Consider the following 15,828-nt stretch of genomic DNA (forward strand, 5'->3'; position numbering starts at 1 on the left):
TTGATGTCCTGTTCAGAGTGGGCCCATCACGAGGCCGTTGAAGCCATAGACGTGCCGGTCGCCCGCGAGCGCGACGAGTTCGACGGTGCGTTCCTGTCCCGGCTCGAAGCGCACGGCCGTGCCCGCCGCGATGTTCAGGCGAAAGCCGCGCGCCTTCTCGCGTTCGAACTTGAGCGCCGCGTTGACTTCATAGAAATGAAAATGCGAGCCGACCTGCACGGGCCGGTCGCCATGATTCGCGACGAGGACCGTCACGGTCTCGCGTCCCGCGTTGAGCTCGTGCTCGCCATCGTCGATGAAATATTCGCCGGGGATCATGGTCTTAAGGGATCGGATGATGAACCGTCACGAGCTTCGTGCCATCGGGGAAGGTCGCTTCGATCTGGATGTCGGTAATCATCTCGGGCACGCCTTCCATCACGTCGTCGCGCGTGAGGAGCGTGGTGCCGTAGTGCATGACTTCGGCGACGGTCCTGCCGTCGCGCGCCGCCTCCATCAACGCGGCCGAAATGAACGCGACGGCTTCGGGATGATTGAGCTTCAGGCCGCGCGCGCGGCGGCGTTCGGCGAGCAATGCCGCGGTGAAGATCAGCAGCTTGTCCTTTTCTCGGGGCGTGAGTTTCATGTCTCTTTCGTTTTAGGGCGCAAGGGCTTTGGGCCTTGCAATGCTAGCATCGGATGGGCTTTCGACGAGCTTGCAGTTCACTGGATGAAGCGCTGCAACTCGACCGTCGAAGGCCGCTCGAATATCTCTTCCGGCGCACCCGATTCCCACACGCGCCCCTGATGCATGAACACGACCTTGTCGCTCACCTTGCGAGCGAAGCGCATCTCGTGCGTGACCATGATGAGCGTCATGCCGTCGCGCGCGAGATCTTCGACCACCGCGAGCACTTCGCCGACGAGTTCTGGATCGAGCGCCGACGTGATCTCGTCGCAGAGCAAAACGGTCGGCTTCATTGCGAGCGCGCGCGCGATGGCCACGCGCTGCTGCTGGCCGCCGGAGAGCTGATCGGGATACGCATCGAACTTGTCGCCGAGACCGACGCGTTCGAGCACCGTGTGCGCGGTCGCGCGCGCCTTCGCCTTGTGGATCTTCCTGACGACCGTTTGCGCGAGCATCACGTTCTCTCCCGCGGTGAGATGCGGAAAGAGGTTGTACTGCTGAAACACCATGCCGACCTTGAGACGCAGCGCGCGCAAGTCGGCATGACGCGCATCGAAATGCTCGCCGTCGATTTCGATCGAGCCTTCGTCGATGCTTTCCAGCCCGTTCAACGTGCGCAACAGCGTGCTCTTTCCCGAGCCGCTGCGTCCGATGATCGATACGACCTGTCCGCGCTCGACGGCAAAGTCGATACCCTTCAGCACCTGATTCGCGCCGAACTGCTTCTGAAGATTGCGGGTTTCAACGAGCGGCATTCCATTTCCTTTCGAGCGTGCGCGCATAGCGTGTCAACGGATAGCAAAGCACGAAGTAGATGATGGCGACGAGCCCATACACGAGGAACGGCCGGAAAGTCGCATTCGAAATCATCGTGCCGGCCTTCGTGAGTTCCGTGAAGCCGATGATCGATACGAGCGCCGTGTCCTTCACCGCCTGCACCGCGAAGCCGACGGTCGGACCGACGGCGATGCGCGTCGCCTGCGGCAGGATCACGTGCCGAAGCTGCTCGAAATAGCTCATCGCGAGACTCGACGACGCTTCCCATTGTCCCTTCGGCACCGCTTCGACCGCGCCGCGCCAGATCTCCGCGAGATACGCGCTGGTGAAGAGCGTGAGACCGACCGTCGCGGCGAGCCACGGCGAAACGTCGATGCCGAGCAGCGGCAGCCCGAAGAACACGAGGAACAGCTGCATCAGGAGGGGCGTGCCCTGAAAAATCTGGATATAGGCTTTGACGAACGCGCGCAGCACCTGCGATTTCGACACGCGCATGACCAGCAGCGCAAAGCCGGCAATGCCGCCCAGCACGAACGAAACGATCGACAGCACGACGGTCCAGCGCGCCGCGAGCAGCAGGTTCTCGAAAATCTGCGCGAGGGTGAATTCGATCATCGCGCGGCGCTCCGATGGTTCATCAGAAAGCGCTTGCCCGCCGCGTTCAACGCGGTGCGCAACACGAGCGCCATCATGAGATAGGCCGCCGTGATGAAGAAGCACGTTTCGAATGCGCGAAAGTTACGCGACTGGATATAGCTCGCTGCATAGGTGAGGTCGGGCACCGAGATCTGCGATACCACGGCTGAGCCGAGCATCGTGATGACGATCTGGCTGGTCAGCGCGGGAAACACCTTCGCGAGCGCCTGCGGCAGCACAACATGGCGAAAGGATTCGCCACGCGACATCGCAAGCGAAGCCGCCGCTTCGTGATGCCCCTTCGGCACGGCCGCGACGCCCGCGCGGATGATCTCGATCGAATACGCGCCGAGATTGAGCGTCATCGCGAGAATGGCCGCGACGTACTCGCTCAAATGAATGCCGAGCGCGGGCAGGCCGAAGAACACGAAGAACAGTTGCACGATGAACGGCGTGTTGCGGACCGCTTCGACATAGCCGCCGACGATCGCACTCAGCCACGCACGCCGGCTGTCGCGTGCGGCAGCGCCGAGCACGCCGACCGACATCCCGAGCGCCGTCGAGACTGCGGTCAATGCGAGCGTCGTCGCCGCGCCGCTCGCGAACATGCCCGCGTATTGCGCGAGATCGGCGAATTGAAGTTCATAGGCCATACGTTGCCGTGCGCTCTGTCAAAGGCTCGCGGGCAGCGGCTGGCTGAACCACTTCTTCGACATCGTGTTGAGCGTGCCGTCCTTTTTCGCCTGCGCGATGGTGTCGTCGACCTTGGTCATCAGGCGCGGCTCGTTCTTGTTCATGCCGACGAAGCAGGGCGAATCCTTGATGATGAACTTCGCTTCCGGGCGGCGCGGCGGATTCTTCGCGAGGATCGCAGCCGCGACGATGTTGCCCGCCGCGATCAGTTGCACCTGTCCCGAGAGAAACGCGGAGATGGTCGCGTTGTTGTCCTCGAAGCGCTTGATGGTCGCGTTCGGCGCCATCTGCGACAGCGCGATTTCTTCGAGCGCGCCGCGCGTCGCGCCGACGGTCTTGCCGGTGAGATCGGCGGGGCTGGCGACCTTGATGTCGGCGGGGCCGAACACGCCCTGGAAGTAGGGTGCATAAGGGGTCGAGAAATCGAGCACTTTCTCGCGTTCCGGCGTCTTGCCGAGCGACGAGATCACGAGATCGACCTTGTTGGTCGTGAGATACGGAATGCGGTTTGCGCTGTTCACGGGCACGAGTTCGAGCTTCACGTTCATCGACTTGGCGAGCAGCGCGGCCATGTCGACGTCGTAGCCTTGCGGCTTCATGTCGGCGCCGACGGACCCGAAGGGCGGATAGTCTTCGGGCACGGCTACGCGCAGCGTGCCGTTCTTCGCGATGGTGTCGAGGGCGTCGGCGTGTGCGGCGAAGGGAGCGAGGGAAAGCAGCAGCGCGACGAGCGCGGTGCGTCGCGCGCGGGAGAAAAGGGTGAGCGTGATGAACATCGATGATCCTTCGGTCTTGAGCGGCCGCGTTGGAAGGCGCGGCTCTTGAGCCGAGGGTTAAAGCGAGAGTCGTGCCATCGATGTCTCTTCGTTGTATCGTGTGCGTTCGCGGGTTATGTGTCCATGAGCGCGCACAACGGCTGTGCAAGCGGATGCGCTTCTCTGGTGCGTACTAGGTAGTCCACAAACGCAGAGGCCGCGCATCGACGCCATGCACGATGGGACGAAGACGCGTCCAGCATTCGATGAGCGCGTTTTGCAGCGGCTCCATCGAGCGGCTGATTGCGCGCACGATCAGCACGCCCGGTCCGACGCACGATGCGCCGGCGCGCAGTTGATCGTCGAAGGGAAGTTGCGCGGTGAGCGTTTCGGCGAGCGCATCGTCGCAAGCGGGGCCGATCGCCCACAGCGTGCCGTAGGCGGGGAAGCCTGCGAGACCTTGCGCGGCATCGCGCAGCGGATCGTTCGCATCGAGCAGCGTGCGCTCGAACCAGAGCGTTGCGCCGTCGCGCCGCGCGATGCGCGATATCGCCTTGATGTGTCCTTGCGTCCACGTCTCGCCGGCGGCGGCGCGGCCGAGCAGCATCGCATCCCAGCCGATCGCGCTCGCGCTTTCATCGAGCGTGAGATTGAATTCGAGCTCGACGTTCGACGATTCGAACACGATGTTGTTCTGCGGTAGCCAGTCGAGCTTCGCATGCGCCGCGAGTCCGATGTCGATGCGCTGCGTCGCGAGCTTGCCGTTGGCCTTGTACCACTTGGTCGCGCCGGGCGTCGTGATGACGGCGTGCGTGTGCTCCTGCAAGCGAACATCGATGGACAAGCGATCGCCGCTTGCCACGCCGCCCGGCGGATGCACGATCACCGAGTGACAGATATCGCCTTCGGGATAGAGCGGGCGTTGCAGCCTCAACGGCCCTTCGTGCTTGCGATGAACGCAAACCGTGCGGCCATGCTGATGCGCGTAGCCGAGTTCGAGCGAGCCGCGCCAGATGTTTGGATCGACCAGCGTTGCGTGGGATTCGTGGTGCATGAGCGGTGCGTTTCAGAGCTGAGCCTGAATCATACGGCGATCAGCTCGCGCACTCCATGCGCATCCATCTCCGATCCCGCGCCGCCCGCGACGATTTCGCCGCGACTCATCACCCAGTAGCGGTCGGCGAGCTCGCGGGCGAAGTCGTAGTATTGCTCGACGAGCAGCACCGTCATGCCCATTTCATCGACGAGCTGCCGCAGCGTGCGACCTATGTCGCGAATGATCGACGGCTGGATGCCTTCAGTCGGTTCATCGAGGATGAGCAGTTGCGGCTCGCTCATCAGCGCGCGGCCGATTGCCAGTTGCTGTTGCTGACCGCCGGAGAGATCGCCGCCTCGGCGGTTTTTCATGTCTCGCAGGACCGGGAAGAGATCGTAGATGCGGTCGGGAATCTTCGATGGCGCCTTGCGGCTTGCTGCGCCTACCAGCAGGTTTTCTTCTACCGTGAGACGGCCGAAGATATCGCGTCCCTGCGGAACGTAGGCGAGGCCGTTTGCGACGCGCGCATGCGTTGGCATCGAAGATATCTTGTTGCCGCGCCAGTTGATGGTGCCGCTTTTGGTCGGGACGACGCCCATCAGGCAGCGCAGGAGCGTCGTTTTGCCTACGCCGTTGCGGCCTAGCAGGACCGTCAGCTCGCCGTCGGGGACGGTCATCTTCACATCGCGGAGGATGTGGCTGCCGCCGTAGTATTGGTTCAGATTGTCGACTTGTAGCATTTTCGGTTTTCGGATTTTCGGTTGGCTTTCTTTCGGGGAATCCTGAATTCGCGGTGGTCTATTAGCACTGCCCCTCCCCGGGGCGGGGGTCACTTTCTTTGCTGCTGCAAAGAAAGTAACCAAAGAAAGCAGCTCGTTCAGGCCCGCGGTCACACGCAGTTTGGCCATGCTTGCCAGCCCGCGGTGGCCCTCGCCTAAGTGTCGCCCCCAAAGGCCCAATCGGGCTTGGCTCGCGCACGGTCTGCCACCTCGCGCTGCTTCACTGGCTGGTTCAGCACCAAATAGCTCCAGCCCGCTACGCGGCCGATGGGTCAATCGGTTTGCGCGTGCTTCTTCTTCGATGGTTTCCTTCGCATACCCCACGGCAGCGCGAAGCGCTGTGCCGAAGCTCTTTCGTGCTGAACCGGCGCGCTGAATCGTCTCGGGCGACAGACCGTGTGCGAGCCAAGCCCGGTTAGTCCTTCGAGGGCGACACTTAGGCGAGTGCCACCGGCGGCTGGCAAGCATGGCCAACGTGCGTATGACCGCGGGCCTGAACGAGCTGCTTTCTTTGGTTACTTTCTTTGCAGCAGCAAAGAAAGTGACTGCCGCCCCGCACAGGGGCAGAGCCAATAGACCACCGCGAATTCAGGATTCCACGAAAAGAAAGCCAACGACATAAAAAGCAAATCACCGCCCGAGATAAGACTCAATAACGGCCTCGTCCCGTTTGACGTCATCAAGCGTCCCTTCGGCAAGAACACGGCCCTCGGCCATCACAGTAACCTTCCCCCTATCCCCCGCAAGCGCGGCCACAAACTCCATATCATGCTCGACGACCATCATCGAACACGATCCACGCAGCTTGTTGAGCAATTCGGCAAGTTCCATCGTCTCATGATCGGTCATGCCAGCCGCAGGCTCGTCGAGCAGCAGAAGAGCCGGTTGCTGCATCAGCAACATACCGATTTCGAGCCGCTGCTTCTGTCCGTGCGACAGCTCACCCGCAAGCCGCGTCGCCTGATGCTGCAATCGAATCAACTCCAGCGTTTCCTCGATGCGCGCCTGCGCCTGCCCGTCGAGCCTCGCGCGCAATGAAGCGAACCAGCGCTTGTCGGTCTTCATCGCGAGCTCGAGGTTTTCCCACACGGGATGATTCTCGAATACCGTAGGCTTCTGAAACTTGCGGCCGATGCCCGTGCGTGCGATCACCGGCTCCGACATGCGCGTGAGGTCGAGCGTCTGCCCGAGGAACACCTTGCCGTCATCGGGACGCGTCTTGCCGGTGATGACATCCATCATCGTCGTCTTGCCCGCGCCGTTCGGTCCGATCACGCAGCGCAGCTCGCCCACGTCGATGGAAAGCGTCAGCTTGTTCAGCGCGCGAAAGCCGTCGAAGCTCACGGTGACGTCTTCGAGATAGAGAATCGTGCCGTGCGATACGTCGATCTCGCCGGGCGCGAGCACATGGCCCAGGCCGGAAATGACGTTGATGTTCTTGTGGTTCGATTCGAGCGAGTCCGGCGCGGGCGGAATCGGCGGAAGATCGACGATCAATGCATTGTGTGCGGTCATTCTGCGGAGTCTCCTGCGCTCTTTCTGCGGCGCGCGAGATCGACGAGACCCATGATGCCGTTCGGCAGAAGCAAGGGCACGAGCGTGAAGATGAGGCCGAGGAAGAACAGCCAGTATTCCGCGAAGTACGCCGTGAAAAAGCTCTTCGCGCCGTTCACCGCGAATGCGCCGACGATCGGACCGATCAACGTGCCGCGTCCGCCGACCGCGACCCAGATCGCCATTTCGATCGAGTTCGCCGGCGACATCTCGCTCGGATTGATGATCCCGACCTGCGGCACATACAACGCGCCCGCGATGCCGCACAGCACGGCCGACACCGTCCAGATGAAAAGCTTGTACGCGAGCGGGCTGTAGCCGAGGAACATCAGACGGGCTTCGCCGTCACGCACGCCGGTCACGACACGCCCGAGCTTCGACGTGACGATCCAGCGCGCCGCGAGAAACGCGAGCACGAGAATCGCGAACGTGATGAGGAAGAGCGCCGTGCGCGTACCCGGATGCGTGATCGGAAATCCCGCGATGCGCTTGAAGTCCGTGAAGCCGTTATTGCCGCCGAAGCCCGTCTCATTGCGATAGAAGAGCAGCATCGCGGCGAAGGTCATCGCCTGCGTGATGATCGACAGATACACGCCCTTCACGCGCGAGCGAAACGTGAAGAAACCGAACACCCACGCGAGCACGCCGGGCACCAGCACGACGAGCAGCAGCGCATACCAGAGATGCTCCGTGCCTTCCCAGTACCACGGCAGCTTGTGCCAGTCGAGGAACACCATGAAATCGGGCAGGTCGCTCTGATACGTGCCCTCGCGGCCGATGGAGCGCATCAGATACATGCCCATCGCGTAGCCGCCGAGCGCGAAGAAGAGCGCATGGCCCAGGCTCAGGATGCCGCAATAGCCCCACACGAGATCGAGCGCGAGCGCGCCGATCGCGTAGCACATGAGCTTGGCCGTGAGCGTCATCGCATAGGCGGACAAATGGAACGTGCTCGTCTCCGGCAGCACGAGCGCGCTGACCGGCACGAAGATGCCCATCGCGATGATGAGCGCGATCAGCGCGAGCCAGCCCTTGCGCGGCAGGAGCGAGGCGCGCGGCGGCAGGCCGAGCGCGAAGCCCGCGCGCGCGGCGCTCGGATCGGGTTGCGGCGCGACGTCGAGATTCGCGCCGATATTGGTCGAGGCGGTCATGGCTCAGGCCTCCGCGCTGCGGCCCTTCAGGGCGAACATGCCCTGCGGACGCTTCTGGATGAACAACACGATGAGCACGAGCACCGCGATCTTCGCGAGCACCGCACCCCAGAACGGCTCGACGGTCTTGCTCACGAGCCCGAGCCCGAAGCCGCCGATCACCGTGCCCGCAAGCTGGCCGACGCCGCCGAGCACCACCGCCATGAACGAATCGATGATGTAGCTCTGGCCGAGATCCGGACCGACGTTGCCGATCTGCGAGAGCGCGCACCCGCCGAGTCCCGCGATGCCCGCGCCGAACGCGAACGCATACGAATCGACGCGCGCGGTCTTCACGCCGACGCACGCGGCCATGCGGCGGTTCTGCGTCACCGCGCGCACGAACAGACCGAGACGCGTTTTGGTGAGTACGCCCCACGCGATCGCCACCACCGCGAGCGAGAACGCGAGGATCGTCAGACGGTTGTACGGCAGGATCAGGTTCTGCATCACGGAGACGCCGCCGCTCATCCACGAAGGATTCGTCACCTGCACGTTCTGCGCGCCGAAGAGCGTGCGCGTCGCCTGAATGAGGATCAGGCTGACGCCGAAAGTCGTCAGCAGCGTTTCGAGCGGACGTCCATAGAGATGCTTCAGCACGAGCCTTTCCAGCACGATGCCGACCAGCGCCGCCGCTACGAACGACGCGGGCACCGCGAACAGCGGATACCAGTTGAACGCGGCGGGCGCGTAATGCTGCACGAGGTTCTGCACGACATAGGTCGCATATGCGCCGATCATCAGGAACTCGCCGTGCGCCATGTTGATGACGCCGATCAGGCCATAGGTGATCGCGAGGCCGAGCGCCGCGAGCAGCAGCACGCTGCCGAGCGAGAGGCCCGCGAAGATCGTGCCGAAGATTTCGCTGCGGCGCTGGATCGAATCGAGCGCGTACAGACCTTCCTGCGCCGCGTTGCGCACGCTCTCGTCGGGTTCGTTGAACGAGCCGTCCGCTTTCTTCGCGACGATCGGGCGCAGCAGCTCGTACATGTCGAGATCGTGCCGCGCCGCGACGAGTTGCGCCGCTTCGAGACGCTTGCCGGCGTCGGGATCGTGAAGGGCGGTCATCGCCCAGAGCGTGTCGAGACGCTTCTTCAGTTCGGGATCTTTCTCGATGGCGCGGGCGCGGTCGATCAGCGGCTTCATCGAGGCGTCGGGGTTCTTGAGAAGCGCTGCGATCGCGTCGCGGCGTTTCGCGGTGTCGGCGGAGGCGAGCTGCAGGCCCGACAACGCGCCGGCGACTTTCGTGCGCAGGGTGTTGGAGAGCGTGATCTGCTGCGCGTCGGGCGCTTCGACGGTCTTGCCGGTGAGCGGGTCCTTGTTGACGTCGTCGGACTGGATATAAACGTGGCCGTTGTCGGTCGCGACGAGCGAGCCATCGGACAACGCGGTGAGCACGGCGACCGAAGGCGCATCCGCATTGGCGATGAGCTTGTCGATGGCGGCGGATTTGGCGTCGAAGTCGTCGCCGGCGAGCGGGGCGAGATCGTCGTTCGAGAGTGCATGGGCGCTGAACGGCGCGATCGCGATGAAGAGCGCGAGCAATACCCGCATGATTGAACCGGTCATGATGGCCTTTCTGATGAGACATGGACGGCCGCGCGAATCACGAACGAACGCGCGGCCTCACTGCTTCAAACCATCACTGCATTACGCGACCTGCACGCGCTGCCGGCGCAGGAACGCGGGAATGGAGCTGACGATATCCGGCTTGCCCTGATTGCCCGCGATATACGGACTCCACGGCTGCGCGCGCACCGCGGTCTTCGTTTTCCACACGACGTTGAACTGCCCGTCGCCGCGAATTTCGCCGATCATCACCGGCTTGTGCAGATGGTGATTGCCGTCCATCGACAGCGTGAAACCCGAGGGCGCGGCGAAGGTCTGGCCGATCATCGCGGTGCGCACCTTGTCGACGTCGGCGCTCTTTGCTTTTTCGACGGCCTGCTTCCACATATGGATGCCGACGAAGGTCGCTTCCATCGGATCGTTCGTCACGCGCTTGTCGCCGCCCGGCAGGTTTTGCGCCTTCACGTACTCGAAGAATTCCTTCTCGAACTTCGAGTTGTTGGTGTTCTTCACCGACATGAAGTAGTTCCATGCGGCGAGGTGGCCGACGAGCGGCTTGGTGTCGATGCCGCGCAGCTCTTCTTCGCCGACCGAGAATGCGACGACGGGCACGTCGGTCGCTTTCAGGCCCTGGTTGCCGAGCTCCTTGTAGAACGGTACGTTCGAATCGCCGTTGATCGTAGAGATGACAGTTGTCTTTCCCCCTTGGGCAAATGTCTTGATGTTCGCGACGATGGTTTGATAGTCGCTATGTCCGAATGGTGTGTAGACCTCTTGAATGTCCGCATCCTTGACTCCCTTGGAGTGTAGGAACGCGCGCAGGATCTTGTTGGTCGTGCGCGGATACACGTAGTCGGTGCCGAGCAGGAAGAAGCGCTTGGCGCTGCCGCCTTCCGGACCCATCAGATATTCGACGGCGGGGATCGCCTGCTGATTCGGCGCCGCGCCTGTATAGAACACGTTGCGCGACATCTCTTCGCCTTCGTACTGAACGGGGTAGAAGAGCAGGCCATTGAGTTCCTCGAAGACTGGCAGCACGGACTTGCGCGACACCGACGTCCAGCAGCCGAACACGACCGCGCATTTGTCTTGCGTGAGAAGCTGACGCGCTTTTTCGGCGAAGAGCGGCCAGTTCGAAGCCGGATCGACGACGACGGGTTGAAGCTGTCGGCCCATCACGCCGCCGCTCTTGTTGATATCGGCGATGGTCATGAGCGCCGTGTCTTTCAGCGACGTCTCGGAGATCGCCATCGTGCCCGACAGCGAATGCAGGATGCCGACCTTGATCGGACCCGTATCGGCGGCCTGAGCTTTCGTGATCGGAAGCTGACCCGCGAGGGCGAGCGCGCCCGACATGGAGCCGAACTTCAGCAGACTGCGTCGTTTCATGATGAGTGTTCCCCTTGCCGATGTGTTTGTTTGAGCAATGACGATTGCTCGGATCGTTCTGCAAGGGTTATGCCAATTGGGGTGGAATGCTTTTGGGGTAAGGGTTTGATGCTCGTACAGCGGAGTTTTTACTGAGCGGGATACTCAGTAGGCGGCGGGGTTTTGGTGCACGTCGGGGCGTGCGTGCATCGTTGCGGTGCGGGTTCGCTTTGTTTTTGCTTATTCTGTTGCCAGATCCCGTGTTCGTTTCGGTCTATTAGCACTGCCCCTGTGCGGGGCGGCAGTCACTTTCTTTGCTGCTGCAAAGAAAGTAACCAAAGAAAGCAGCTCGTTCAGGCCCGCGGTCACACGCACGTTGGCCATGCTTGCCAGCCCGTGGTGGCCCTCGCCTAAGTGTCGCCCTCGTAGGACTAATCGGGCTTGGCTCGCGCACGGTCTGCCGCACCAAATGTTTTGGCGTGCTGGTTCAGCACGAAATAGCTTCGGCACAGCGCTACGCGCTGCCGTTGGGTATGCAAGGGAAACCAACGGATCACATGTGCAGTGCGTTGAGATGGCGGCGTTAGCACGAAGGTACGCGCAAACCCGATTGACCGGTCGGCCGCGAAGCGGGCTGGAGCTATATGGTGCTGAACCAGTCCGTGATGTTGTGCGATGTGTCAGACCGTGCGCGAGCCAAGCCCGGTTGGGCCTATGGGGGCGACACTTAGGCGAGGGCCACTGCGGGCTGGCAAGCGTGGCCAACGTGCGTGTGACAGCGGGCGGTGAGAAGCTGCTTTCTTTGGTTACTTTCTTTGCAGCAGCAAAGAAAGTGACCCCCGCCCCGGGGAGAGGCAGTGCTAATAGACCACCGCGAAATCGGGATTCCACGAAAGCCCATTAACACAAAGCCCCAGCAAAAAACCTCAACGATTCACCATTCGCGCCGGCACGCTCAACGCGAGCACCGCACCAAGCACGAGAAACCCTGCAAGCATATACATCCCGCTCGCGGTAGACGCGGTCACCTGCTTGAGCCATCCAACGAGATAGGGACTCAAAAACCCGGCCAGGTTACCCAAAGAATTGATCATAGCGATCCCCGCCGCCGCACCGGTACCGGCGAGAAATGCCGTCGGCAGACTCCAGAACAACGGCAGCGTGGTGAGAATACCCATCGTCGCCAGCGTGAGGCCGATCATCGCGAGCGTCGTGTTCGACGACCACACCACCGACAGCACCAGCCCGATCGCACCGATGAACGCCGGAATCGCGATATGCCAGCGACGCTCGCCGGTCCGGTCCGCGCTGCGCGCCGCATACAGCATGCCGATCACCGCCGCGCCATACGGAATCGCGGACAGCAGGCCGACCTGCAAGGCATCGGAGACGCCCATCGACTTGATGATCGTCGGCAGCCAGAAGCTCACGCCGTAAAGTCCCATCACGAACGAGAAGTAGATGAGGCTCATCAGCCAGACCTTCGGGCTCGACAGAATCTTGCCAAGCGAATGATCTTCCTTCGCGACGTTATCCGCCACGATATTGCGCTCGAGCAGCTCGCGTTCTTCCTGCGTGAGCCACTTCGCTTTCGCGATGCGATCGTCGAGCAGCGCAAACACGAAGAAACCCACGATGATCGACGGAATGCCTTCGAGCAACAGCAGCCATTGCCAGCCGTGCCAGCCGTGCACGCCGTCGAAGGTCTTCATGATCCAGCCGCTGATCGGGCCGCCGATCAGACCGGACAACGCGATGGCCGTCATGAAGAGCGTCGTCATGCGCCCGCGTCTGCGCGCGGGAAACCAGTACGTCAGATAAAGAATGATGCCGGGGAAGAAACCCGCTTCGGCCGCGCCGAGCAGAAAGCGCATCACGTAGAACATCGTCGGCGTGGTGATGAACATCGTGAGCGCCGAGATGATGCCCCACGAAATCATGATCCGCGCAATCCACACGCGCGCCCCCACGCGATGCAGGATCACGTTGCTCGGTATCTCGAAGATGAAGTAGCCGAAAAAGAAAATGCCCGCGCCGAAGCCATACACGGCGTCCGAAAGTTGCAGGTCGGCGGCCATCTGCAGTTTCGCGAAGCCGACGTTCACGCGGTCCAGATACGCGACCACATAGCAGATCAGAAGAAGCGGCGAGAGCCGCCACGCGACCTTGCGATACGTCGCCTCCTCGAAGGCCGATGGCACGCCCGCGCCGGGGCGGGGCATGGGATTGGCGGTGCTGGCCATGTTGCTTGTCTCCTCTAGTTTTTAGCGCTTTAGGTCGAGCGGATGGGCCCGCTCGCGATTACAGACGCGTAAGGATTCTAGCCCGTCGGCATTCACGCCAAGCGCTTGTTCTTGCTAGGGAAAGCACGGATGTTTGGGCGCACGCCGCATTCGTCGCGCGGCGTGCGCCTGGCATCGCTCAGACGCAGCGCCCGCCGTCCACTTCGAGCGCGACGCCGGTGATGAACTCGGCATCGTCGGAGGCGAGGTAGAGCGCCGCGTTGGCGATGTCCTGCGGCGTCGAGAGGCGGCCGAGCGGAATCGTCGCGAGGAACTTCCGGCGATTCTCGGGCGTGTCTTCCATGCCCATGAACTCAGAAAGCAGGGCGGTTTCGCCCATCACCGGATTGATGCAGTTCACGCGGATGCGGTCCGGGCCCAGTTCGACCGCGAGCGCCTTGCTCGCGATGATGACCGCCGCCTTGCTGCCGTTGTACCAGACGAGTCCGGGACGCGGCCGCACGCCCGCCGTCGATGCGATATTGATGAACGCGCCGCCGCCCTGCTCGCGGAAGTACGGCACGAACTGTTCGACGCTCCAGTAGATGCTCTTCACGTTCACCGCGTACACGCGGTCGAATTCGGCTTCGGTCACGTCGAGCACGGGTTTGTTGCGATGAGTCGTGCCCGCGTTGTTGACGACGACCTGCACGCTGCCGAAGTCCTGAATGGCCGCATCGAAGAGCGTTTGCCAGTCGGCGCGTTTGGTGACGTCGCCCGCCACGGCGATCGCGCGCCCGTGCTTCACTTCCGCCGACGACGCAAGCGCGATCTCGCTCGCCACGCGTTCGGCGGCCGGGCCGTTGAGATCGTTGACGACGACGTTCGCGCCCTCGCGCGCAAAGGTCTTCGCGATGCCTTCGCCGAATCCCGAACCGCCGCCCGTCACGATCACCGTCTTGCCTTGCAGTCGCATATCGTCTCCCGTTATCCGTGTTTGATGGCAATGGTTTTCAACGTCGTGAAGCCGTACAGCGCCTCGAATCCTTTTTCGCGTCCGTGTCCGGAATGCTTCACGCCGCCGAACGGCAATTCGATGCCGCCGCCCGCGCCGTAGTTGTTGATGAACACCTGCCCCGAGCGCACGCGGCGCGCGAGGCGCATCTGCCGCGCGCCGTCGCGTGTCCAGATGCCGGCCACGAGGCCGTAGTCGGTGCCGTTGGCGAGTTTCAGCGCTTCGGCTTCGTCGTCGAAGGGCATCGCGGCGAGCACCGGACCGAACACTTCCTCGCGCGCGAGACGGTGCGTCGGCGGGACGTCGCGCAGCAACGTGGGCGCCTGATAGAAGCCCGCTTCGGGCGCATCGCTGACGACTTCGCCGTGCGCGGCCATCGGGATGCCGTCGTGCTGGGCATCGGACAGGAAGTCCCACACGCGCTGCTGCTGCTTCGCGCTGATGAGCGGGCCGCAGTCGAGATCGAGCTTGCTCGGGCCGACCTTCAGCGCCGCGAACGCCTGCGACAGCCGCTCGAGAAGCGGCTCGTAGGCCGCGCGCTCGATCAGCACGCGGCTGCCCGCCGAGCACGTCTGCCCCGCGTTCTGCACGATCGCGGCGACGAGCACGGGCAGCGCGGCGTCGAAATCGGCATCGGCGAACACGATTTGCGGCGACTTGCCGCCCAGTTCCAGCGTCACGGGAACGTGGTTATCGGCGGCCATTTTGGTAACGGCCGCGCCCGTCGCGGGGGAGCCCGTGAACGAGATGTGATCGATGCCCGGATGCCGCGCGAGCGCCGCGCCCGCTTCGTGTCCATAGCCGGTGACGATATTGAGCGCGCCGTCGGGCAGGCCCGCTTCCGCCGCCAGTTCCGCGATACGCAACAGCGACAGGCACGCGTCTTCGGCAGGCTTCGCGACGCACGCATTGCCGGTCGCGAGCGCGGCGCCGACGCTGCGCCCGAAAATCTGCAGCGGATAGTTCCACGGCACGATATGGCCCGTCACGCCGTGCGGCTCGCGGATCGTGAGCACGGTGTAGCCGGATTGATAGGGCAGGGTTTCGCCGTGCAGCTTGTCGGCGGCGCCCGCGTAGAACTCGAAGTAGCGCGCGATGCCGGCGGCGTCGGCGCGCGCCTGCTTCAGCGGCTTGCCGGTGTCGCGCGCCTCGATCTGCGCGATGTCCTTGTGGCACGCGGCGATCAGCATCGACAGGCGCGCGAGAATGCGTCCGCGCTCGACGGCGCTCATCGCGCCCCATTCGCCTTCGAACGCGGCGCGGGCGGCGGCGACCGCGCGGTCGATATCGGCCGACGTGCCGCGCGCGATCTGCGCGAAAATCTGCCCGTCCGATGGATCGACGACGGGAATCGTCTCGTTGCCCGATGGCGCGACCCATCGGTTATTGATGAAATGCTTCGCGTCTTCCATGCATGTCTCCTGAATACGGGTTTCTGTTGCCGGAATTCGATGCCGCTTCCGATTATCGCGCCAACGCCCGCCCCGCGCCGTGCGTGCAAAGGACGCGCAAACCGATTGGCTATAATGACGCAATCACGCATCTACGCGCGCGAGGGCCGCGGCGG

At 62.9% G+C, this 15,828-nt stretch carries 15 protein-coding genes; all 15 read right to left on the minus strand.

The annotated features are described in order from the left end of the window. Positions 1-12: 12 nt before the first annotated feature. Positions 13-318 (minus strand): urease subunit beta, encoded by a 306-nt coding sequence (locus ACEN42_RS04195; protein ID WP_035503136.1) that lies wholly within the window; start codon positions 316-318, stop codon positions 13-15. A gap of 4 nt (positions 319-322) precedes the next feature. Further along, positions 323-625 (minus strand): urease subunit gamma, encoded by a 303-nt coding sequence (locus tag ACEN42_RS04200; protein WP_371880716.1) that lies wholly within the window; start codon positions 623-625, stop codon positions 323-325. A gap of 77 nt (positions 626-702) precedes the next feature. Further along, positions 703-1,422, minus strand: a complete 720-nt coding sequence (locus ACEN42_RS04205; protein ID WP_187605884.1) for an amino acid ABC transporter ATP-binding protein — start codon at positions 1,420-1,422, stop codon at positions 703-705. Continuing rightward, complete coding sequence (locus tag ACEN42_RS04210; RefSeq protein WP_187605883.1) at positions 1,409-2,059, minus strand: amino acid ABC transporter permease; 651 nt, start codon at positions 2,057-2,059, stop codon at positions 1,409-1,411. The genes ACEN42_RS04205 and ACEN42_RS04210 overlap by 14 nt, the downstream gene beginning before the upstream one ends. Then, a complete protein-coding gene (locus tag ACEN42_RS04215) occupies positions 2,056-2,733 on the minus strand; it encodes an amino acid ABC transporter permease (protein WP_371880717.1) in 678 nt (225 codons plus the stop codon). The genes ACEN42_RS04210 and ACEN42_RS04215 overlap by 4 nt, the downstream gene beginning before the upstream one ends. An 18-nt stretch (positions 2,734-2,751) precedes the next feature. Next, positions 2,752-3,549 (minus strand): transporter substrate-binding domain-containing protein, encoded by a 798-nt coding sequence (locus ACEN42_RS04220; protein ID WP_187605882.1) that lies wholly within the window; start codon positions 3,547-3,549, stop codon positions 2,752-2,754. A gap of 172 nt (positions 3,550-3,721) precedes the next feature. Beyond that, on the minus strand, positions 3,722-4,582 hold the full coding sequence (locus tag ACEN42_RS04225) for an urease accessory protein UreD (protein WP_371880718.1): 861 nt from the start codon (positions 4,580-4,582) through the stop codon (positions 3,722-3,724). A gap of 29 nt (positions 4,583-4,611) precedes the next feature. Further along, the gene (urtE, locus tag ACEN42_RS04230) at positions 4,612-5,304 is read right to left on the minus strand and encodes an urea ABC transporter ATP-binding subunit UrtE (RefSeq protein ID WP_035503144.1); all 693 of its coding nucleotides are present in this window, start codon (positions 5,302-5,304) and stop codon (positions 4,612-4,614) included. A 669-nt stretch (positions 5,305-5,973) separates the two neighbouring features. Further along, complete coding sequence (urtD, locus tag ACEN42_RS04235) at positions 5,974-6,858, minus strand: urea ABC transporter ATP-binding protein UrtD (protein WP_035503145.1); 885 nt, start codon at positions 6,856-6,858, stop codon at positions 5,974-5,976. Beyond that, positions 6,855-8,048, minus strand: a complete 1,194-nt coding sequence (gene urtC / locus ACEN42_RS04240; RefSeq protein WP_238212578.1) for an urea ABC transporter permease subunit UrtC — start codon at positions 8,046-8,048, stop codon at positions 6,855-6,857. The genes urtD and urtC overlap by 4 nt, the downstream gene beginning before the upstream one ends. A 3-nt stretch (positions 8,049-8,051) precedes the next feature. Then, entirely contained in the window at positions 8,052-9,656 is a 1,605-nt protein-coding gene (urtB, locus tag ACEN42_RS04245; protein ID WP_371880719.1) for an urea ABC transporter permease subunit UrtB, read from the minus strand. Positions 9,657-9,737: 81 nt separating this feature from the next. Continuing rightward, entirely contained in the window at positions 9,738-11,045 is a 1,308-nt protein-coding gene (urtA, locus tag ACEN42_RS04250; RefSeq protein WP_238212574.1) for an urea ABC transporter substrate-binding protein, read from the minus strand. A 905-nt stretch (positions 11,046-11,950) separates the two neighbouring features. Continuing rightward, positions 11,951-13,267 carry an MFS transporter gene (locus ACEN42_RS04255; RefSeq protein WP_187605875.1) on the minus strand — a complete coding sequence of 439 codons (1,317 nt, stop codon included), beginning with the start codon at positions 13,265-13,267 and terminating at the stop codon, positions 11,951-11,953. A 178-nt stretch (positions 13,268-13,445) separates the two neighbouring features. Continuing rightward, on the minus strand, positions 13,446-14,222 hold the full coding sequence (locus ACEN42_RS04260) for an SDR family oxidoreductase (RefSeq protein ID WP_035503154.1): 777 nt from the start codon (positions 14,220-14,222) through the stop codon (positions 13,446-13,448). 11 nt (positions 14,223-14,233) lie between these two features. After that, positions 14,234-15,673: an aldehyde dehydrogenase family protein gene (locus ACEN42_RS04265; RefSeq protein WP_371880720.1), complete on the minus strand. Its 1,440-nt coding sequence runs from the start codon at positions 15,671-15,673 to the stop codon at positions 14,234-14,236. Between the last annotated feature and the right edge of the window lie 155 nt (positions 15,674-15,828).

The sequence above is a fragment of the Caballeronia sp. S22 genome (assembly GCF_964261745.1).
GTDB classification, from domain to species: Bacteria; Pseudomonadota; Gammaproteobacteria; order Burkholderiales; family Burkholderiaceae; genus Caballeronia; species Caballeronia jiangsuensis.